Source organism: Stieleria magnilauensis (assembly GCA_007753675.1).
Classification (GTDB): Bacteria; Planctomycetota; Planctomycetia; order Pirellulales; family Pirellulaceae; genus Stieleria; species Stieleria magnilauensis.
This window is the reverse complement of the sequence record CP036432.1, coordinates 8,368,866-8,389,282: the sequence shown is the minus strand read 5'-3', so window position 1 is coordinate 8,389,282 and position 20,417 is coordinate 8,368,866. Positions and strand designations below refer to the sequence as shown.

16 protein-coding genes and 1 tRNA gene are annotated in these 20,417 nt (G+C 58.8%); 4 read left to right on the top strand and 13 right to left on the bottom strand.

Translation table 11 applies throughout. The annotated features are described in order from the left end of the window. Positions 1-51: 51 nt before the first annotated feature. The 5 genes from TBK1r_RS30250 to TBK1r_RS30230 all read right to left on the bottom strand — a co-directional run bounded on the left by TBK1r_RS30250 (position 52) and on the right by TBK1r_RS30230 (position 4,149). Positions 52-372 carry a DUF1580 domain-containing protein gene (locus TBK1r_RS30250; RefSeq protein WP_419580538.1) on the bottom strand — a complete coding sequence of 107 codons (321 nt, stop codon included), beginning with the start codon at positions 370-372 and terminating at the stop codon, positions 52-54. A gap of 279 nt (positions 373-651) precedes the next feature. Continuing rightward, positions 652-1,794, bottom strand: a complete 1,143-nt coding sequence (locus TBK1r_RS30245; RefSeq protein WP_145218937.1) for a hypothetical protein — start codon at positions 1,792-1,794, stop codon at positions 652-654. 144 nt (positions 1,795-1,938) lie between these two features. Beyond that, positions 1,939-3,177, bottom strand: coding sequence for a tyrosine-type recombinase/integrase (locus tag TBK1r_RS30240; RefSeq protein WP_145218935.1), 1,239 nt, complete (start codon positions 3,175-3,177; stop codon positions 1,939-1,941). Between the two features lie 130 nt (positions 3,178-3,307). Continuing rightward, positions 3,308-3,381 (bottom strand) — tRNA-Pro (locus TBK1r_RS30235). Positions 3,382-3,690: 309 nt separating this feature from the next. Next, the gene (locus tag TBK1r_RS30230) at positions 3,691-4,149 is read right to left on the bottom strand and encodes a hypothetical protein (protein WP_095741023.1); all 459 of its coding nucleotides are present in this window, start codon (positions 4,147-4,149) and stop codon (positions 3,691-3,693) included. 344 nt (positions 4,150-4,493) lie between these two features. Here TBK1r_RS30230 and TBK1r_RS30225 point away from each other — a divergent pair, with 344 nt between their 5' ends. Together TBK1r_RS30225 and TBK1r_RS30220 are read left to right on the top strand one after the other, a co-directional pair. Further along, positions 4,494-5,051, top strand: a complete 558-nt coding sequence (locus TBK1r_RS30225; protein ID WP_145218933.1) for a hypothetical protein — start codon at positions 4,494-4,496, stop codon at positions 5,049-5,051. After that, positions 5,051-6,808, top strand: coding sequence for a DEAD/DEAH box helicase (locus tag TBK1r_RS30220; RefSeq protein WP_145218931.1), 1,758 nt, complete (start codon positions 5,051-5,053; stop codon positions 6,806-6,808). The genes TBK1r_RS30225 and TBK1r_RS30220 overlap by 1 nt, the downstream gene beginning before the upstream one ends. Before the next feature lie 168 nt (positions 6,809-6,976). Here TBK1r_RS30220 and TBK1r_RS30215 read toward each other — a convergent pair whose 3' ends face one another. Beyond that, the gene (locus tag TBK1r_RS30215; protein ID WP_145218929.1) at positions 6,977-7,735 is read right to left on the bottom strand and encodes an ABC transporter ATP-binding protein; all 759 of its coding nucleotides are present in this window, start codon (positions 7,733-7,735) and stop codon (positions 6,977-6,979) included. 57 nt (positions 7,736-7,792) lie between these two features. Here TBK1r_RS30215 and TBK1r_RS30210 point away from each other — a divergent pair, with 57 nt between their 5' ends. Continuing rightward, positions 7,793-8,728: a hypothetical protein gene (locus TBK1r_RS30210; RefSeq protein ID WP_145218927.1), complete on the top strand. Its 936-nt coding sequence runs from the start codon at positions 7,793-7,795 to the stop codon at positions 8,726-8,728. 31 nt (positions 8,729-8,759) lie between these two features. Here TBK1r_RS30210 and TBK1r_RS30205 read toward each other — a convergent pair whose 3' ends face one another. The 5 genes from TBK1r_RS30205 to TBK1r_RS30185 all read right to left on the bottom strand — a co-directional run bounded on the left by TBK1r_RS30205 (position 8,760) and on the right by TBK1r_RS30185 (position 18,033). Continuing rightward, positions 8,760-10,232: a DUF1501 domain-containing protein gene (locus tag TBK1r_RS30205; RefSeq protein ID WP_419580537.1), complete on the bottom strand. Its 1,473-nt coding sequence runs from the start codon at positions 10,230-10,232 to the stop codon at positions 8,760-8,762. Next, positions 10,229-13,441, bottom strand: a complete 3,213-nt coding sequence (locus tag TBK1r_RS30200) for a DUF1553 domain-containing protein (protein WP_145218925.1) — start codon at positions 13,439-13,441, stop codon at positions 10,229-10,231. Before TBK1r_RS30200 ends, TBK1r_RS30205 begins: the two co-directional genes overlap by 4 nt. 380 nt (positions 13,442-13,821) lie before the next feature. Then, positions 13,822-14,661 carry a hypothetical protein gene (locus TBK1r_RS30195; RefSeq protein ID WP_419580536.1) on the bottom strand — a complete coding sequence of 280 codons (840 nt, stop codon included), beginning with the start codon at positions 14,659-14,661 and terminating at the stop codon, positions 13,822-13,824. A 105-nt stretch (positions 14,662-14,766) separates the two neighbouring features. Beyond that, positions 14,767-15,591, bottom strand: coding sequence for a GTP cyclohydrolase FolE2 (folE2, locus tag TBK1r_RS30190; RefSeq protein WP_095742528.1), 825 nt, complete (start codon positions 15,589-15,591; stop codon positions 14,767-14,769). A gap of 579 nt (positions 15,592-16,170) precedes the next feature. Beyond that, positions 16,171-18,033 carry a tetratricopeptide repeat protein gene (locus tag TBK1r_RS30185; RefSeq protein ID WP_145218923.1) on the bottom strand — a complete coding sequence of 621 codons (1,863 nt, stop codon included), beginning with the start codon at positions 18,031-18,033 and terminating at the stop codon, positions 16,171-16,173. Between the two features lie 349 nt (positions 18,034-18,382). Between TBK1r_RS30185 and TBK1r_RS30180 the strand changes: the two genes are divergently transcribed. Further along, positions 18,383-19,069 (top strand): DUF2293 domain-containing protein, encoded by a 687-nt coding sequence (locus TBK1r_RS30180; RefSeq protein ID WP_145218921.1) that lies wholly within the window; start codon positions 18,383-18,385, stop codon positions 19,067-19,069. Positions 19,070-19,145: 76 nt separating this feature from the next. On the opposite strand, the gene TBK1r_RS30175 is transcribed toward TBK1r_RS30180, so the two are convergent. Together TBK1r_RS30175 and TBK1r_RS30170 are read right to left on the bottom strand one after the other, a co-directional pair. Then, positions 19,146-20,000 (bottom strand): histidinol-phosphatase HisJ family protein, encoded by an 855-nt coding sequence (locus TBK1r_RS30175; protein ID WP_145218919.1) that lies wholly within the window; start codon positions 19,998-20,000, stop codon positions 19,146-19,148. A gap of 111 nt (positions 20,001-20,111) precedes the next feature. Further along, positions 20,112-20,348, bottom strand: coding sequence for a hypothetical protein (locus tag TBK1r_RS30170; RefSeq protein ID WP_145218917.1), 237 nt, complete (start codon positions 20,346-20,348; stop codon positions 20,112-20,114). Positions 20,349-20,417: the final 69 nt, after the last annotated feature.

The window sequence follows — 20,417 nt, the reverse complement described above, 5'->3', positions numbered from 1 at the left end:
TTGGGAAGGAGTACTGATCGCCCGAGGGCGATCACAGATCGTCGTCAGCAGTCAGTAGCCGGCCGCAGCCAATTCATCATTGGCACGCGACGCAGCGTCCTGATCGAGACGCTTTGTCTTTCTCCCGCCGTTTGCGGATGCGGTGACCGCTTCAAAGAATTCACGGATCCATTTCTCAGTTGTCCGACGGTGCCCGCCGGCATAGGCCGTGCGAAGCCTGACGCCCTTGAGTCCGCGCGACGCCCATCGATGCAGGGTTGCCACGTGCGGTCGCTCCCCGGTGATCTTTTCTACGACCTTGGCTGCCGCAGAGACACGGATCATTCGGAGCGGATCGTCCAGACCTTCGCCTGACTTCTCTCTTCGTTCCATAACTAACAAAACTCGCGTAATGGTGGGTGCCATCGCGCGAGTCTTTGCGTCTCATCGCGATGACGGAATTGCCAACGCGATTCAGGCTAAGAGAGATTCAGCAGGGTATTCCGAGTTGACCTGAGTTTTGTTGAAAATATGCATGAGTTGGTATGAGTTGGCTCAAAATATGTTCGAGTTGGTATGAGTTGGTATGAGTTGACCGAATCACCACCACCTTTTTCTTGACTCACCACCACCATTTTCTTGACTCGCCACCACCATTATCTTGACTCGCCATCACCTTTTCCTTTGCTTGCCACCTGGACGAGGGGCGATGGATGGGTGCGATCTCTTAGGAAACTGCCTGATATCAAAGACGAATTTTTGCCGGGAGAGCTTTTGGCAGACGATGGTTCCGTCTTTGATGCAGGCGCTAATCCATCTTGAGTCATCTTCATGGCGTCCCAGGTAGCGTGCGGCTGCCACCTTCGACATTGGCCTGGTTTTGAACTCTTCGTCGATGATCGAGCGCGACTCGGATTGCTCGCTGTCCGTGACTTGGTCGACGTCCGTGACTCGCTCGCTGGCTGTGACGCGCTCGCTGGCCCTGACTGACTCGCTGTCCGTGACTTGCTCGCTGTCCGTGACTTGCTCGCTGGCCGTGGCTCGCTCGCTGGCCGTGGCTCGCTCGCTGGCCGTGGCTCGCTCGCTGGCCATGACTTGCTCGCTGGCCATGACTTGCTCGCTGGCCGTGACTTGCTCGCTGGCCGTGACTTGCTCGCTGCCTGTGAAATCGACAAGCCTGCGAAACCGTTGCTCCCCGATCCTGTTTTGCTCTGCAAATTCAGCGAATTCACTCAACACGTGGGATTCCAACTCGTGGTACGGGAATTTGGTTTCCAAACTGGATTGCAGCGCGTAGTGAGCGTGGAACTCCACTTGTTTGGCAAACTGCTGATCGGATTCAGCACGCTGAGCCAATGGTTCCCATTGATTGCAGCCAGTCTGGAGCGCCTCCTCATACTTTCTCACACAGTCGCGATCGTTTTCAGAGGTCCGTTTGAGCAGTCCCTTCACCGGGTAGGCCAAGACCTGCGCCATCTTTTCTGGTTCATTGTGGAAAAACCAGAAAGAAGCAGTTGAGAGCGTTTGTTGGCCAAGTTCGAGCGCATAAGAGGTCGCTGAACTTGCGTACGTCGGCAATCGGTGATGCAGACCGACTAGTCTTGCCGCACGGGCAAATTCGAGGATTCGCTTGGTATCGTGATGCCAATAATTGAGCTCAGCGACATGTTCACTGATTTCGCCGAATTGCCGAAGCAGATGCCCCATTTCTTGGGGCCTGACATCACACTGAGTGTCGACAACGTATTGGTAATGTTCCAGCGTTGCCATCGCGCGGTAGATGCCGATCGCGGCAACCGCAAAATCCTCGTCCATTCTCTCGTCCCTTTGCTTTAGTGGCATCACGGCCGGCGGCGGTGCAAAGAGAAAACCACCGCCGGCACGCGATACCCAATCGGCCGCACCGTCGCGCGGCGATTGTTTTGTGCGTCAACAGCCGTCGCCGTTGACACCTTCAATCTATCCCGTTTTGCGGGCAACGTCACGGGCCTTTTCGGCGTCACGCTCCGCGTAGATTTCGGTCACATTCGCGACGGAATGACCGAGAATGACCTGAGCCGCCTCCAAGCCAAATTGCTTTCGGACCTCCGTCCCGCGGGTGTGCCGCAATCGATTCGGCGACCATCGATGTTCTGATTGCCAGATCTTCAGTGCGTCGCCTTCAAGCGGCGTGTCGGGAGGGAATGCGACGTCGCAGGCACGATGAATTGCCCGTCGGTAACTGTCGCTTGTGTAACGTGTTCCCGGCGGCCGTTTCGCCTTTTTTCCGGCCAGACCCGCGTGGCAGAAACCCGGTCGGCTGCCGTGGTGAAGCGGCGTCACTCTCGCCGCGTGTTGGGTCTCTTGCTGCTGCTTGACCGCTTCGCGTGGCGAGAAACAGTGGGCGTCCTCGGATCGGCGAAGGTAGGGCGTCAGGATGGCTTGGCCTTCGGGGCCGATGTAGACGGTGCGTTCACGTCCATGGTGTTCCGTCTTGTGTCCTACCGGCCGGTACTCCCAGACATCCCCCGAACGCTCGATGTCGATTGGCCGAAGCGAACAAACCTCCGCGGGGCGCATTCCGGTCAGCAATTGAACGCGAATCATGTCGCGGACGACGTCACAAAGATGCTCCATCGTCGTTTCGACCGTTGATAGGTCGATGGGCAGAACCGGACTGGTCTCACGAGCCTCCGTGCGGCCCCGTTTGAGTCCCTCCACGGTTGCGAGCGCTTGCGGGATCGAGACTGGGATCAGTTCTTCGGAGGCTGCCCAGCGGAACATGCGAACGATCCGCTGGACGTTCTTGTTGATCGTTCCTCGCGCGTGGCCGGCTTGGATCCAAGATTCCCGAATCGCTTTGAGCGCCAGGGGACCAAATTCCGCGACGGGCTTTGTCCCGTAGAGTTGCCGGATCGGGCGGATGATCGTTTTGATCGCGTACGCCTCGCTCGTCGGAGTGCCATTCTTCTTGTAGTACCGCTCGGCGAACTTGCGGTATTTGTTCAGGACCTGCGCGACGGTGAGGGACGCCTGGTCTTCGCGCGGGAGCGAACGGTCGTTCGCCAAGTATTCCAAGATCAGCCGGTCAAACTCCAGCTTGCTGGCTCGGCTGCCGTGGGGGCCGAGATAGAAGTCACGTCCGTCGAGTGTGACGATGGCTTGTCCGCTCGCTCGATGCTTGCGGTACTTGGGATGCGATGTGGTCAACTTGGGCATACGTTTGGTCTCCTGAATGCCAAAACGGTATGTACCGTTTTGGCTCCGGTGGAAACGCCGCACGCTTGACCATCAAGCGGAACCCAAAATCGCGGTTTCGGCTATAAGAAAAAGTAGTCTTTTTTAACAGTCGGGGCGACACGATTCGAACGTGCGACCTTCTGGTCCCAAACCAGACGCTCTACCAGGCTGAGCTACGCCCCGATGATGGCGATTGTGGCGGCAAGATAACGGAGTTCTCGCTCCGGCGAAAGGTTCAGTCGGGACGCTTTTTTTCACCCGACTCCTTTCCATCGACTTTCTCCGCCGATGGGACGTTCGTTGCACCTCCGCCCGCCTCCCGCTGTGGGCGTGCTTGCCCGCCCGAAATGTTGGTCCGGGCCTGGAGCGGGGGACGTGGGGTGGGGTGTTCGCCAGCGAACAGGAGTGGCAAGCAGGATGCTTACCCCACTTTGCAGAGGCAAGCAGGATGCTTATCCGACTTGGCAGCGGCAAGCAGGATGCTTCCACGGCTTAGCTGACTTGGGCGGGTTCGCCGTTGCCCAGTTGCGCGAGGACTTGCAGGACGCCGTTGAGATGGGCCAAGCGGGGGCCGAAACGGTCCACAAACTCGTTGAGAATGAATTCGCTCTCCTCCAATCCCTCTTCGCTGTCGCAAATCTCTTCGGTCAAATTGTCCAAAAATTGCGTCTGCACCCGGCTGAGCGTCTCCGCCGCCGCGCGACACGATCGAGCCAGCCGCGGGTTGGCTTCCTTCCACTGCTGCAGTTCACTGGCACGCTGCTCGTTCATCGCGTTGTTCTGCTGAATCAATCGCTCCAGCAATTGATTCTGTTGCTGCTGACCGGCAACCAAATGACGCAATAAGTCGACCACGACCTGATCCTTGGATTTTCGAGGCTCGCTGTCGGACTCGGCGGTCACGTCGATGCGGAAAACGGGCGAAAGCGGTTCGTGCTCGTATGACGACATGTGAAATAAATCCTGGGGAGCTGCGACATTGCTTTTGCTAGCGGAGCCAAAAAAAATCTTCCCGCCGGCGTGTCTCGATGAAGCCCCGAGTATAACCCGACAAAAATGGGCTTGTCGATTAATCGGAAACAGCCCGGAAAAATTCCCCCCGCACGCCAGGAAAAATCGTCAGAAGCGGGTTTTCTTCATTTCCAACAAGTCGCTGCCGCGGCGTCGTGACCGTTAAAGTCAACCCAAGCAGAAAGCCGAAGTCTATCGGTGCGGTGACCACTGATTCGGCCGCGAGCCTTCTCGCGATCGAAACACCGCCAACCTCCCAGTTTCTGTTCGCGGTTTCGGAACGAATGCCTGACAACTTGCCTAAGAAGAATGACGCGACGATCGGTTATTTTACCGTCGTGGATGACCCGCGGACCGGCTGGACCGGCGGACTGCTGGTCTTGGACCGAGCCGGCCGACCGCTGGAGTTCCAATGCACCCTGCCGGTCCGCCCCACACGCGCCCACGAAATCTTGTTCGGCCCCACACTGCGTTCCCATCTGGTCGCCCAGGTGATCGGAAAGCTGTTGATTTCCAAGTGCCGAACGCCGCTCTCACTGATCTGTTGCGATCTGCCGGAAGGGTTGAAACTGGAATCGTTCACTAAATCACCGGTCGCCCTCGTTCTGGAAGCCACGACGGTGGACGGGCAGCCGGTCGTGGCGAACGATTTCGTAGGCTCCGAAGCGGTTCAGCTGGCCGGATCGACGTTTCTGGTTCCGATGGAACGCCACGCCGAACTGGATGCCATCGCAAATTTCTACATCGACCTGCCCGACGCGGTCGAACCCTTTGAACGGATTCGCGAAGCGGTCAAAGAAGCCCACTCGCAACTGTCCCGGCAAGGTTCGGAAGCGGCCTGATGAGTTTCTTTTCTCCCCGACGACGCGACACGGCCACCGACGCTTCGGAATTGGTTGCGGCCATCGATCCGGTCCATTCCTGGGTCGCCGATTCGATGTTCCCAACTGAAGTCTGTGGCCTGGAACTGCCGACGATTGAACCGGTCTCGATCCCGATCCGGCTGCCCAAATTGGTGACCCAGGCACGGGGTTTTCAATTCCCCGATTCGGCGCGTTGGATTCCACCCCAAACGGCGTCCCCGGACAAATCAGCGCGTCCACCAGCAGCCGGCGAGTCGAAACAAAAGTCGAAGGCCCACCGAAAGCACAACCGGATCAAGCCGCCGTCGGACATCGTCAAACTGCAAGACCGGCTGTACTACTTGCTGCAACCCCCGTTGGACCTGTTGGTCGGCAGCGGGCAACTGAATTTTCCCTTCGATCCGTTTCCGTACCAGTTGGACGGCATGGCGTTTCTGTTCCCCCGTTATGCCGGCATCTTGGCGGACGAAATGGGACTGGGGAAAACGATGCAGGCGATCAGCACGATCCGATTGTTGCTGTGCAGTGGCGAAGTTCGCAGCGTGCTGTTGGTCTGTCCGAAACCGCTGGTGACGAACTGGTTGCGTGAATTCAGCGTCTGGGCGCCGGAGATCCCGATCGCGGCGATCGAAGGCAACTCGGCCAAACGGGAATTCCAGTGGCGTTCGCCCCAGGTTCCGGTCAAAGTCGCCAACTATGAATTGTTGATGCGCGACCAATCGATCCTGACGGACGATTCGATGCATTTTGATCTGGTCGTGCTGGACGAAGCACAACGGATCAAAAATCGCAGCAGCACCACCAGCCTGGTCGTCCGCAGCATTCCGCGAACCCGGTCCTGGGCCTTGACGGGGACTCCGGTGGAAAACTGCCCCGATGACTTGGTCGGCATTTTCGAGTTCCTTTCACCGGGCTACCTGAAACCGGGCATGCCGATGAATCAAATCGCGAAACAGGCCGGTGACTATATCTTGCGTCGCACCAAAGACATGGTGCTCGACGACATGCCTCCGAAACTGTATCGCGACGCGGAGTTGGATCTGACGCCGGAACAGTGGTCGACTTATGAAGCGGCGGAAAAGGAAGGCGTGCTGTATCTGGAAAACCTGGAACAGTCGCTGACGATTCAGCATGTCTTCGAGTTGGTGTTGCGGCTGAAGCAAATCTGCAACTTCGATCCGGTCACCGGAAGCAGCTGCAAGCTGGAACGCTTGGTCGCCGACGTGGAAGAAGTGGCAGCGAGCGGTAAGAAAGCGATCGTGTTCAGCCAGTGGGTCAAGAGCCTCGATAAAATCCGCGACGCGCTCGAGCCCTTCGGTCCGCTGGAATACCACGGCAAGATCCCGCAAAAGAAACGCAACACGGTGATCGACCGATTCAAGTCGGACCCCAACAGTCACGTGATCCTAATGAGTTACGGGGCCGGCAGCGTGGGCTTGAATCTGCAGTTCTGTGAATACGTGTTCCTGTTCGACCGCTGGTGGAATCCGGCGATCGAAGATCAGGCGATCAACCGTGCCCACCGATTGGGCGCCGCCGGGGCCGTCACGGTGACGAAGATGATGGCGATGAATACGATCGAACAGCGGATCAATGATGTGCTGGATCAAAAGCGTGAGATGTTTGACACGCTGTTCTCGTCCAGCGAAACGCCGACGCGAAACGTGGGGCTGAGTCGGGAAGAAATTTTCGGTCTGTTTGATTTGCGGGCGCCGTGTGGGAAGAAGGTGGCGTGAGGAGTGCTGGCGTGCAGCGTTGAGGGGATGCGGGTCGCTGCGGAGCAGCGAAGCGGGGCGGCTGAAGCCTGCACACCAGCGCCGTTGGTGTCCAGCCTTGAGGCGATTCTTGGGTCGCTGCGGAGCAGCGAAGCGGGCGGCTGAAGCCTGCACACCAGCGCGTGGACGTTAGGGGCTGACGAGACGGCCGTCGGAGAGGCGGATTTGGTGATCGGCGCGGGCGGCCACGGCTTCGTCATGCGTGACGACGATCAAGGTGATCGATTCGTTGCGATTGAGTTCTTCGAGCAGCCGCAAGATCGAGTCGCCCGTTTCACTGTCGAGGGCGCCGGTCGGTTCGTCGGCCAGAATCAACTGGGGCGCATTGGCGAGCGCCCGGGCGATGGCCACCCGCTGTGATTCGCCGCCGGAGAGCTGGGAGGGCAGATGGTTTTCGCGGCCCGACAAGCCGACTTGATCGAGCAATTGTTTGGCCCGTTCGGCACGCTCGGCTGGACCGTAGTCGGATTCGAACATCGGGATTTGAATGTTCTCAGCAGCCGTCAGATTGGGCAATAAATAATAGCTTTGGAACACAAAGCCGACGTTGCGTGAACGATGGCGATCGAGGTCGCTGTGGGCGTCGAGACGCTGTCCGTCGTAATCGATTTCACCGGAGGTGGGACGATCGAGGCCACCGATCAGGTTGAGCAACGTCGTTTTTCCGCTTCCGCTCTTGCCGACGATGGCGACATAGTGTCCCCTGCCGATGGAAAAAGTCGCATCGGCGAGCGCATCGACTTTTCCTTCGTCATAATGGCGACAAACCTGTCGCCCCTCGATCAGCACTGGTGCGGAAACGCTTGATCCCGGAGCCGATGGATTCGACTGTGGAGAGGGAATTTCATCCACGCGGGCGGATGGAGATTCGGAACGGTGCTGGGACATCTGGAAGTGATCGACGTGGTCATGAAACAAACTCACACTCTAACGGATGTTGAATCGATGCAGTACGGCCCAGCGCCGCGACGCCGAATGATCCCACACCCCCTCTCGCCGGCGCAGCGTTTCACATGGACCTTGATCGGGGTGTGGTTCACATCATCTCTGATTTCAATTCATCGTCCCGCGGCGGCGAACGACGCGCTGTTTCAGCCGACCCCGATTGCGGTGGTCGATCCCGGCACGCGGGTGACGGATGAATCCGAGCCGGTGTCATGGAATCGGCAGATTTTGGTCGCATCGCCGAAGATCAACAGCGGCGACATCGATTCGCTGAGCGGATCGATCCGTGACGCGGCAACCAAGTGCGCGCTGACGATCATGGCGCGGGTCGAGAAATCGACGCCACAGGGTCAGTACGAACTGAAGCAGATCGGTGTGGGCTACAGTGTCGAAGGTCCCGCCGGCCGAATCATCATCTCCTCGGACACCGCGTCGGATTTGGACGTGCCGCTCGGTTTTATCGCTCGCCAAGTGCTGAAGACCAATGAGCGACAACTCGCCGACGTGTCGTTGATCGCCCACAGCCCGGCGTTGGCGATGTTCGATGCGCCATCGGTGATGCTGCGCAACGGACAACACCGCAAGTACCTGACACGCCATTTGGTGTACCTGGATCAAGCCACCGGCGAAGGCGGCTTGGTGACCTGGTTGCTCGTCCCGCCGAGCGACGACGAGCATCCGATGGCGATCATCAATCAGCCGATCCGTGTGACGAAGTGGAACACACACGAAACACGTCAGATTCATGTCGACGCCGACGAGTTTAATTTTTTAGGTGTGCCGGGGGCATTGGCGTTCGCGCTGGAAGACCTGCCGCCGGGCATCGACGTCGCATGGACCAAGCGGGCGGCACGACTGGCTGGCAAAAAAGCGTTTACCGAAACGGAATTGCGCGAGTTGGCCGATGCCTTGCGTGAAGCGATGGAAACAAAGTAGCGAAGTTGGTCACGCTGTGCGTGACGATTGCCTATCCCACGGTCGGGATCGGGTCGATCAGGGCGTGTTGGACCTTGCCGTGGACGTCGGTCAGGCGGAAGTTTCGGCCCTGGTACTTGAACGTCAATCGTTCGTGGTCGATGCCCAGTTGATGCAGGATCGTTGCCTGCAGGTCATGGATATGGACGGGGTTCTCGGCGATGTTGTATCCGAACTCGTCGGTCGCACCGTAGGTCATGCCCGGCCGAATTCCTCCGCCGGCCATCCAAACGCTGAAGCACCGTGGATGGTGGTCTCGCCCAAAGCTGTTGGGCGAAAGTTTGCCTTGGCAATAGTTGGTGCGGCCGAATTCACCGCCCCAAATCACCAGCGTGTCGTCCAGCATGCCACGTTGTTTCAAATCGGCCAGCAGTGCCGCGGAGGGTTGATCGGTTTCGCGACATTGCCGGGGCAAGCCGTTTTGGATTCCGCCGTGGTGGTCCCAACCCGGGTGATACAGTTGAATGAACCGTACGCCGCGCTCGGCCAGCCGCCGAGCCAAGACACAGTTGGCTGCGAACGTGCCGGGGTTCTTTGCGTCGTCGCCGTACAGCTTGAACGTGCTTTCCGGTTCGTCGCTCAAGTTGGTCGCATCCGGAATACTGGATTGCATGCGATAGGCGAGTTCGTACTGCGAGATCCTGGCTTGGACCAACGGATCGTGGGTTTGGTCCAGTTTGATTTGGTGCAACTTGGAAAGGGCACCGATGGCACTGCGTCGACTGTCTGGATCGATCCCCTCGGGATTGTTCAAGTACAACACGGGATCTTTACCGCTGCGAAAACGGACGCCTTGATGGCGACTGGGCAAAAAGCCGCTGCCCCAAAGCCGCGACACCAGTGGCTGGCCGCCCTTGTTTTTGGTGACCATGACGACGAACGAAGGCAGGTCGTCGTTTTCGCGGCCGAGTCCATAATCCAGCCACGCCCCCATGCTGGGACGCCCGGGGAACATGCTGCCGGTTTGCACGAACGTGACGCCAGGGCCATGGTTGATCGCTTCGGTGTGCATCGACCGCACGATGCATAATTCGTCCGCCACGCCAGCCAGGTGCGGCATCAGTTCACTGAGTTGCGCGCCCGACTGACCGTGACGCGAAAATTTCCACGGCGAACCGACCAGCGGCAAACTGGATTGATTGCCGCTCATCCCGGTCAATCGTTGCCCGCCACGCACCGAGGCCGGCAATTCGGTTCCATGTCGTTCGTTGAGCAGCGGTTTGTGGTCCAGCAAATCCAATTGGCTCGGCGCACCCGATTGGAACAGATAGATGACCCGTTTGGCGCGTTGCGGCAGGTGCAACCCCAACGCGCGATGCGACGGGTCGGTCGCGGGAGCGGCAATCGCATCACGACTGGCCATCGCCGCCATCGCCAGACTGCCCATTCCCAGTCCGCCTGCGGCAAAGAACTCGCGGCGCAACATCGACGTTTGACTCGGATGGAGGGGTGAGTTTTCTTTCATCGTTTCATCACGCTTTCGTCGTAGTTCATGAGGGTCCCGATGACAACAGCGGTCGCGGCGAACGCGGCTTGGTCGGATGACGGGACGCTGTCGTGTTTGTCAAACTTGATCTCCCCGACCGACAAGTATTCGTTGGCGCGGTCGGGATGCCGGCGGAAATAGGCGAGCTGGTCGGAGTACAGCTCGTTGACGACCTGGGTTTCCGCATCGGTCGGATGACGGCTGGTCAACGTCCGAAAGGCAGCCAACAGCACGGCGTCGGAATCGTCACCCTGTTCGGTGATCAAACGAAAGGCCAAGACGCGTGCCGATTCGACGTACTGGGGACCGTTGAGCAACACGAACGCTTGCAGCGGCGACGAGGTTCGTTCACGCCGGACGCGACAGACATCACGTTTGGCAGCGTCCAGGGTCATCATCGCCGGCGCCGGTCCCGTACGTTTCCAATAGGTGTAGATGCTGCGGCGATAAAGGCCTTCGCCCGAATCGCGTTTGGAAGGTTTGAACGACGCTTCGACTTCATAGGGTTTGACAGGCGGGCCGCCGAGTTTGGAAACCAATTGTCCCGAGAGTGCCAGGGCTTGGTCGCGCAACATCTCGGCGGGAAGCCGGTAGGCGTTGTGGCGGGACAGCCATCGGTTTTCGGGATCGTGATTCCAAACCGCCGGATCCGGGTGCTCGCTGGCTGCCTGGTAGGTCGCCGACATCATGATTTGTTTGATCATGCGTTTGATGTCCCACCCGCTGTTGACGAAATCGATCGCCAACCAATCCAGCAATTCCGGGTGCGTGGGCGGTTCGCCTTGGCTGCCAAAATCTTCGGGAGTTCGAACCAAACCGACACCGAAACAGAGCTGCCAAAATCGATTGACGGCGACGCGACTGGTCAGCGGATGGTCGGGGCGCAGCATCCAATCCGCCAGCCCCAATCGGTCCTTTCGCGTGGAATCGTCCAAGCCCAGGATCGCCTTGGGGGTGCCGGGCGTGACCGCTTCGGCCGGCGCGTCGTAGGCTCCGCGTTCCAATCGGTACGTGGTGCGGATCCCCGGTGCCTCTTTCATCACCATGATCTCTTGAATCTGATCCTGCAACTGGCAAGATGCGCGTCTGGCTTGCCCGAGTTTCTCGCGGTGTTGTGCCAGTTCGGTGTCGTGTCGCCGCAGCAGATGGTCGGACACAATTTGCCGTTGCGCTGGCGTCCAGTCCTGAGATGCCGAGTGGACCCAAGTCAACGTTTCGTCGGGCTCGGCGAGACGCTGGATCTCCAGGTCGGTCAATTCACAATCGAACACGTGAAACGAATCGACTTCGCCGGACGTGAATCCGCGATCGCGAAAGCGTTGCCCGATCGCCAGGTGGTCGCCACCGCCTCCGGTGATCTGTTTGGTCAAATGGTCACGCACCGTCACGGCCGGAACACGTTGCCCGTCGATGGCGATCGACAACCCGTCCGCCGAACTGGAGCCGTCGTTGGTGACGACGACGTGAACCCATTGATCGACGGGAATGGGATCGGGAGTGCGGATGCGAATCGCGTTGCCGGGCCAGAAATGGATCAAGGACCAACTCAGGTGTCCGTCTTCGATCAACAACTGATAGCCGCGGCTGGCGGCGTCGGTCCAAGCGCGGGAACGATGGAAAATGACGGCGCGGTCTTTGACATTTGGCGTCTTGATCCACAACGAAACCGAGAACGGTTGGTCGCGACGGAAATTCCCAGTCTTGAGATTGACGACGTCATCGCCGGTCAAGCGAACGGCGTTGCCTGCGATTCCCGGCACCGATTGATTGGGCGCCGATTGATTGGGCGCCGACGGTGGCGATTCAAAGTCCAGCGATTCGATCGGCGTGGCATACAGGGACGTGGAATACAGCCGATCGACCGGATCGGTTGCAACGTTGCCCTCGCTGTTCGATTCGCCAGACGCCGCCGTTTCGGGCGCATCCGCCGGCGCAGCGTTTGTTTCCAGCAGATCGCGATAGGCCTGGATGTCGATGTCTTTTTTACAGGCTTTGCGATAGCGTGCCAGATGTGAATCGATCTCCCGTTCCAGTTGTGACAAACGAATCGCTTGGGCATCGCTGGGCAGAGGCAGTGTCGGCGTCGGAATCGACGGCGTGAAAAAGGAGTACAAGCCGGCTTCGTCGATGTTGGCGAAGAACGCGGAGAGCTGGTAGTACTCGGTTTGCGTGATCGGATCGTACTTGTGCGAGTGGCATCGACAGCACTCCATCGTCAACCCCAGGAACGCGGTTCCGACGGTCTGGGCTCGGTCAGCGACGTACTCGATCCGAAACTCTTCCGGAACGCTGCCGCCTTCGACCTTTTGCGGATGCAGGCGATTGAAGGTCGTCGCCAGGATCTGATCGCGTGACGCGTCGGGCAACAAATCACCGGCGAGCTGTTGGCGAAGGAATTGGTCGTAGCCAAGATTGCGATTGAACGCATCGACTACCCAATCACGGTAGGGCCACACGAAGCGATCGCGATCGACCTGGTAGCCGTACGTGTCGCTGTACCGCGCCACGTCCAACCAATCGGCGGCCATCCGTTCGCCGTAGCGAGGATCAGCCAACAGCCGGTCGATCACTGTTTCGATGGCTCCGGTGGAGGTGTCGGCCAGGAAGTCATCGAGTTCGGCAATCGTCGGCGGCAGCCCGATCAGGTCGAACGTGATTCTGCGCAGCAACGTTTCTTTGTCGGCGGCCGGTGCGAGTGGAAGCGAATGTTGTTGCAGTCGGTGATGAACGAAGTGATCGATCGGGTTGACGGCCCGGTCGCTGGCCACCACGGGCACGGGGCGGGCGAGCGGCGTTTGAAAGGACCAGTGGGCCTGGTAGGAGGCGCCTTCATTGACCCAGCGGCGAATCAATTGTTTTTGTTTGTCCGTCAACGCGCGTTCGCTGTCCGCCGGAGGCATCAACGCCTCGGGATCGTCGCTCAAGATCCTCGCCACCAACTCACTGGACTCGGCATCCCCTGCAACGACGGCCCATTCCTTCGCCCCTTCTTCGGTGTCCAACCGCAACTCGGCTTGTCGAGCGGAAGCATCGGGACCGTGACAGTGGTAACAGTTTTCCGACAGGATCGGGCGGATGTCGCGATTGAACTGAAGCGGCTCGTCGGCGAAGGCGGTGTCGGTCGACGCCCACTGGATCGTCAGACCCAAGAGGATGATCGGGAAACAGAAGCGAATCAGTCGCAGCATGACGGTATCAGGTGGGACAGGCGGGGAGGGCTGGACTGACGATTATACCCGAGTCGGTTTGCCGGACGTCTGTTTTTCGCGGGGTGTTCGAGGATGCGGAGGAATTGGAGGGCAGCCGGTTGTGGCCTGCAGACGCGTTTTTGTGATTTCGTTGAATGAGTCAGCCAGGTGTGGGGTGCGATTCGGCAGGGCACGGTGGCTGGGTGGAGGGGTAGGAAGATTTTGGGGTAGGAAGATTTCTGGGGTAGGAAGATTGGCTCGATCGAGTTGATGGAGTCCTTCATCATTTTCTTACCTCCGAAATCTTCTTACCTGCTTTCCGCAACGGCTAAAGATCGGGGGGCGCGAACGTGCGTGACCCGGCTGACGTCAGTTGGTAATCACCGATTCGATCCGCCGTCATCCGGCGGTCGTTGGGAATCGTCGTCGCCTTGGTCCGGATCTGGTTCCGGATCGACAATCGCCGATTTGGTTGCAGGCGGATCCATCCGAATGTGTCGCGTCTGGAATTCGGTGATTTCGCTCAGCAACACGATCTTCTGCCAGATCTTTCGCGACAGTCCCGTCGTCAGCTGTTCGACTTCGCTGACTGCGGCGACGGATGCGGAATCATTGAATCGCTGGACATAGAGCGCTGCGATCTTGCCGATCAGGGACAGCATTTCGGTGCAGTAGTCCAGGTAGCGGTTCAGCTCCAACGGGCTCATCGCTTCGGCTGGCGAATGGTCGGTTTGACGATAACGTTCCAGCATCCGTTCGGGATCTTTGGTCAACTGGTGCATGTCCACGACGTGTGCGATCGATCGCAATTCATGCACGGCCACCAAGGCGCGGCGACGCTTGATGCGAATTTCCAGACTTGTCAGAAAGTAGAGCGTCGCGCCCAGCACGATCAGCGTGTTTCCGCCCGCGTCGAACATTCCGATCAGATCGGTCCAGCCGATCGCTTCATCTTTGAATCGGACCGAGTGGGTGACGAACCAAATCATCGAACCGACCAGCACCATCACCATGATGGCCAGCACATAGCCGCAAATACGAATCCACCAGACCGACTCGCCAATCCCCTGTGCCCGAACGGCTGACTTTTCGGCGACCTCAAGCAACTGGGTGCACAGATCGGACAGTCCACTGCGGGGAAAGCGATCGGAAATGCGTTGGTGCAGCGCCGCGACCGTTTCGACGATCGCTCGTTCGCTAAGGATCAGTTTGGAGGACATGGTCGGCTGAGCGGGAGGCGAGGGACAGCAGCCGACCATTCTAACCGACCCGCGACCGACAGGCTGGAAGCCGATTGCAGTGTTCGATGGCGGGTCGCGAAACGATCACTCTTCGCGTTTATCGCATTCGATGAATGCGTACGCATTGTGATTGTGGATCGATTCGTAGTTTTCGCTGCTGCACTGGTACCAGACGATCCGGTCGTCGTTGTTGAGGGCAACGGCCAAGTCACGCACGATGTCTTCGACGAACTTGGGGTTCTCGTAAGCTCGTTCGGTGACCCATTTTTCGTCGGGTCGTTTCAACACGCTGAACACCTGTGTCGAAGCACATTGTTCGACGATCCCGAACAGTTCTTCGATCCACAAGTGGACGCCTTCGGCCATTCGGACTTTGACCGTCATGTCACAGCGTTGGTTGTGGGCGCCGTAGTCTGAGATCTCCTTGGAACAGGGGCACAGGCTGGTCGCCGGGATCTTCAACGTCATCACGAAGTCATCGGTTCCGTTGCTGGCCAATTCAAAGGCGACGTCAAAGTCCAGCTTTCCGGACTGGCCGCTGACGGGGGCTTTTTTGTCGACGAAGTAAGGAAAGCTGAGTTCCAGGTAGGCGTCCTGGGATTCCAGTTTCTCCTTCATCCGATTGGCCACCAACGGCAACGCGTCGCTGCTGAGTTCTTCGTGGTATTCGTTGAGCACCTCCAGGAACCGCGACATGTGGGTTCCCTTCACATCGTGCGGCAGCGAAACAAACATGTTGATCGTCGCGACGGTGTGAATGAACTCGTTGCCTTTTCCTTTGCCCGGCGTCCGCAAGGAGATGGGGTACCGCACGTTGGTCACGCCGACTTTATTGATCGCGACCTTTCGTCCGTCGCCGGTCGATTGGATGTCGGGCAACGGGGTCGCGGTGATGGAAGCTTCGGTCATGGGCTGTTTGTATCTATACAAAAGGGTGATCGGTGGTGAGCGATCGGATTGGATCGCTCCGACTGCGGACGCATCCGCGAACCGAAAAAGTTGCTTCGGAGTCACTGTGCCGAGCGAACACGCTGGCGCAGTCGTCCAAATCGTTTGGCGGTGGTTAAACAGTTAAGCGGGGAAAGGCGGCTACCGCGGGCGAGCCTTTCCCAGCTGGCGGGAGTACGTTGCTCAAAATCGCAAATTGCGATCGAGCCGTTTGCAAGCGCAGTCGTCCCGGCTCGTCCAGTGTGACGTGGCGGCAACCCCTACACAATGGCTGACCCGCGAGGAGCCGCAAAACGCCATTGATTTACCGGGAAAATGCGTCGGAAAATCGGCCAGATTGGGGCCTTGATCACTGTCCAAGTGTCCGGTGGTGCCGCCGCTCGGGCTGGCGCGAACCGTTGGGTTTGACCTTGAAAGACCGGAGGGCTCGCGCCCTGCCGCTAACAAAAAGCACCCCATGTGGTGTCCAAGTAAGCGGCAATGGGGCAGCGCAGTCGGCTCACCAAACCGACGGGCTGGAAGCGGACCCCACCTCTCTCGCTACTGACGCAATTGAGCCGCTTTTTCAAAGCATTCTGCGGCCAGCTCATTCTCGCCGAGGGACTCGTGCAAGCGGCCCAGTGACTCGTAGGCCGACGCTTGCCGCAGCCCCTGACTGACGAAGACGGCTTGCATCAAATACCCCTTCGCCGCCTCGGTGTGGCCTTGCATGGCCAAAAGCTCACCAAACGGACGACAAGCTCGATCGAAGTTTCCGATTTTGAACAATTCCGTGTACTGCTCGATCGCGGCGTCGATTTGTCCCTCGTGGACCAGACAGTCCGCCACGATGTACCGACTCTCCAAGTCCAACGGCAGCAGCCGCAGGGCGTCGTCGGCGTTTCTCCGAGCCTCCTCAAATTTCCCCGCCCAATGGGTCAGTTTGGCCAAATTTCGAAACGCGACCGATTGGGTCCGCAGATCAATGTTGCTCTCCACGACTCCCGTCGCTGCGACGATTTGCTGAGCGGTCGGCTTCGTGGGCACGACCGCCTGGTCGGCGAGCGAGTGAAGGATCGCCAACGCGATTTCGCCGTGCACCTCCACCGTCGGGTGGACATGATCCAAAAACGACTCGGCACCGAAACAGACGTGCCCCTGTTCGCGCTGCGACAGAGCCGCCAGATGGGATTCGAAGTCGACCGGAATGACCGAGCTTTCCGCCAGGAACTCGCGTAGGATCTGCTTGATCGGCGTGGTCGCCCGCAAGGGACAAATGTCTTCATCGATCGCACGCTGAAAGCTTTTCGCGGCGTCGTCTTCGAGACCGACTTCCAACAGCGCGCGACCGCGCAAGAAATGGACGTCGGCATTGGCCTGGTCTTCTTCCAGAACAAGCTCCAGGACCTGCAACGACTGAGCCGCCGCGTCGTCGGCGAGCAGCTCGCGAGCGGTTTCAAGATCTCGGGTCAATCGTTGCCGGGCCGCATCATCAATGCCGTCGCCGAAGTCGGCTTTAAAAGGCGAACAGTCGCGAAGGTTGGACGCGGGCACGACGACCGCCAACGTCGCTCCGGCCCCCTGGGCAATCCGCTCCATCCGCCGCAGGTTGATGCGAAAGTGTTCTTCGACGCCGCGATACCAGGACGGATTCCGCTGGTAACTGGCCGGACCAATCGTGTGGTTCAAAATCTCGTCGACTTCGCCGGAAAGAATTTGCTTGGAGTCCGGTCGACCGGTTGAACGGAGGCGACCGACCAACGATTGAATCGATTGGCCGACGCGCGTTTTCGTCGCAAGCGTGGAGAGTGCACGGGCGGCCGGCACACCGGGTGTGTCTGACGATTCGATCAGATCGCCGTACGTCCGCCATTCCAAAAACTCGTTCTGGCCGGTGTACAAGATGAACAGGTCGACGTCGTGCCGAGCGAATTCCTGCATCACGCTCGCGACGCGATAGCTGGCATAGCTGACGCCGCCGGCGTTGATCACCTCCCAGTTTCGCTCCGGGTCGACCATCGGCAACAACGTTCTCAGCCAACCACAAAACGAAGTCGAGTCATCAAAGGGACGGCCGAACGTTGTCGATCCGCCCAGACAGACGATCCGGTAAGTCCCCACCGGTTTGGATGCCGGAAACGATTGGTCGTTGAACCACACCAGCTTTGCCGGATTGATTCGCAAACCAGATTCCGCCGCGTCGCCGTCTGAATCCGATCGTTCATCGGCGACCAGCAACGGGACACTGGAAGAAAAGCCGACGAAGGGGTCGGTCGGCGGCGGAGGAACCCAAAAGCAAGCCAGCAGCAATTCCGCGATGCCGAACAATGTGAAACACAGCACCAACGAAAAGAGCAGTCGCTTGCCAGGGCTGATGCGAGGTGGATTGTGTGTGGCGGATGGGGGCGCGACGTTGTCGTTCATGGTGTCAGTATAGACATCCGCGACCGTACGGACCGTGTTCCCGAGACTCTGCCGCGAATCATTCCGCCATGGCTCCCCTGATTCTCATCGGCTTGACAGGTCACGGTGGCTGGGTGGGAAGGTAGGAAGATTTTGGAGGTAGGAAAATTGGTGAAATGGAATGGATGGTGCAGCTCAACGTCTTCTTACCTCCTAAATCTTCTTACCCGCCTTTCGCAGCGGCTCAAAAACGGGGGACCTGAACGCTTGATGCAAAACCGGATTCGTCGTATCAAGATGCCCCGCGCAACCCGCCGATTAAAACGGAGTGCGTTGTGCTCGACCGCTTTCCCCGTGCCGCTTCTCCCCGATGCCCGAAAAGACTCGCGTTGTTGCTCCCGGCCCCTCCGCCCAACAGGTCGTCGACGAAGACGGCACGAAGCTTTCGATTCCGACCGGCTGGGAATTGCTGCCGCCCGGGGATGCGGGGCTGACCCGTCGCGTCAAAGCAGCCGGTCCGACGTGGACGGTGAAGGAACGCCGGGGGCGACGGGTGTTTTCGAAGGGCGTTTGGGCAGACGCCGCTCAAATCGCCGCGGCCAAGGCAAAGTTGGATGCCGAACGATCAACCGACGCGTATGCGCGGAAGCGAAAAAGCGACGCGGCCCGGCGCGAAAAGAAGCAAGCCGAGTACGTCGACGAGTTTGAAAACGCGGTGATCACATTTCTAAATTTCCATGCGTCCCACGACAGCATCGCCAAACGATTGGCCGTCGCCGTCACCACGCATGCGACGCCCGTCGGCAGCGGCACGGTTGCACGGACGCAACGCATCCCGGTCGAACGCCGCGCCGAGTCTGCCGTGATCGCTTGGATGCGTCACCAGACGACCGCCTATGACAACCTGTCGATCCCACGCGTCAAGGGAAAGCGGCGCGAAGTCCGCCGCATGCTGGCCGCCGAATCGCGACGGTTGCTGCAAGGTTACCGAAGCGGAAAACAAATCGACGCGGCACAATGCCCGTTGCAACGGGCGCTGGCGGACGCCGGCGAGTGATCGGCCTGTCGATTAATGAGTGTCGTGGATCGGCGGAGCGATCCACGACAATGCGACGCGTCTTTCCCGCTCGTTGCTAACGTTCGATGGCGGCTGGTTCATCGACCGGGATCATCGATGCCAGTGCAGTTTTAATTTCAACCGATTGTCGTTTGCGGCCGAGAAAGAAATTGACGTGCGTGTACCCGACGCTTTGCAGCAGACGCATGGCGGTTTCATAACCGTCGCCGACGCGTTCGGGCGTGTGGGCGTCGGCGCCGAGCGTGACAGGGATGTCACGGGACTTCATTTCGGCCAGCATGTCGGGAAAGGGGTTCATTTCCGAAATGCGTTTATTGACGCCGCTGGTGTTCAGTTCCATCGCCACACCGGTCTTGGCGATCCGGTCCAGCGCCGGGCGGATCACGTCCAAGATCGAATCGGGATCCCAAGCGTCGGTGGTGAAATTCTTGATCAAATCCGGATGGGCCAGTGAATCAAACAACCCCGTTTCGGCCGACTTGGCCAACAGGTTGAAATAGATCCGTTGGACTTCGACCAAATCGTCCTGCCAATACCTTTCGCGAAACTCGCCGATCTGGGGATGCACCGAGCCGAGCACGAAGTGAAAGTCTGCGCCGGCGAGTTGCTTTTCCAAATACGCTTCATGACCTTCGAAGTAATCGGCTTCCAGCCCCAATCGCACCTCGACACGGCCTTTCCAGTCGTCGGTCGCTTGGGCAACCAAATCAACGTATTGGTCGAATTCCGATTCCGCCATTCGGACGCCGGACGAAAATCCATTCGGCATCGGGTTGTGGCAGGTGACGTGCATGCCCAACAACCCGCGCGACTCGGCCACCGCAGCGTATTCCGTCGGCAAACCGTCGGCGTGTTTGCAAAGCGGCGTGTGCGAGTGGGATTCGAAAAGGACGGGATCTGCTGAGGACATAGACACGTTGAAGGCTGGTGTGATGAAAATAAAAGTGGCGTACGCTTCCAGCTTGCGACCGAAGCAGGATGCATGCCCTACGTCAGCAAGCAGGATGCTTACTCCACGGTGCTAAAACAGAGGGTCGTTGTCGTCTTCGGGATCGCCGCACCATTTTTTCAAACTGGCGAGCACATCGTCGCGTCCACGCAGACTGGTCCAGACCGATTCTTCCACATCGAGTCGAATTTCGTATTCGCCCTCGCGCTCGCAATCTTTGTCGCCACACCAGTGGGGAAGGTCGGCGACCCAGACAATGCGGTAGAGTGGGACGTGCTTGTCGTCAACGAGGATCAATGGTGAATCCATGCGACCTGCCATAACGGGGGATGAATAGGAAAACGGAGAAAGCCGGTTTGGCACTCTATGTTCTCAGAA